General features: G+C 35.2%; 1 protein-coding gene. It reads right to left on the minus strand.

Going from position 1 to position 304, the window contains the following annotated elements:
• A partial coding sequence (locus tag H4O20_RS12575) for a transposase (RefSeq protein WP_185099476.1) occupies positions 1-260 on the minus strand: 260 nt, incomplete at its 3' end.
• Positions 261-304: the final 44 nt, after the last annotated feature.

Genomic DNA, 304 nt, shown 5'->3' on the forward strand with positions numbered 1-304 from the left:
CTCTCAAGCTCCTTTATGCGAGCTTCAAGCTCTTTCATCTTTTGGCTGCTACTGTCTTTCATTTCTATAATTCTAAATCCTTTTTCGTTAAAGGTAGAGAATTTATAAATCCATTTATAAATTGTTGGATTTCTTATTCCGTGAAGCTTCTCCAATTGGAGAACGCTAAACTTTCCGCTTTCAAAATCTGCAACAATCCTTTTTTTAAATTCAATTGAGTATTTACGCTGCTTGCGAATACTCCGTACATTTGCTTTCATAGGTTTTCACTCGTTAAGTGGTCAACCTATATCAGAGACGTACA

The organism is Aequorivita sp. 609, assembly GCF_014212065.1.
GTDB classification, from domain to species: domain Bacteria; phylum Bacteroidota; class Bacteroidia; order Flavobacteriales; family Flavobacteriaceae; genus Aequorivita; species Aequorivita sinensis.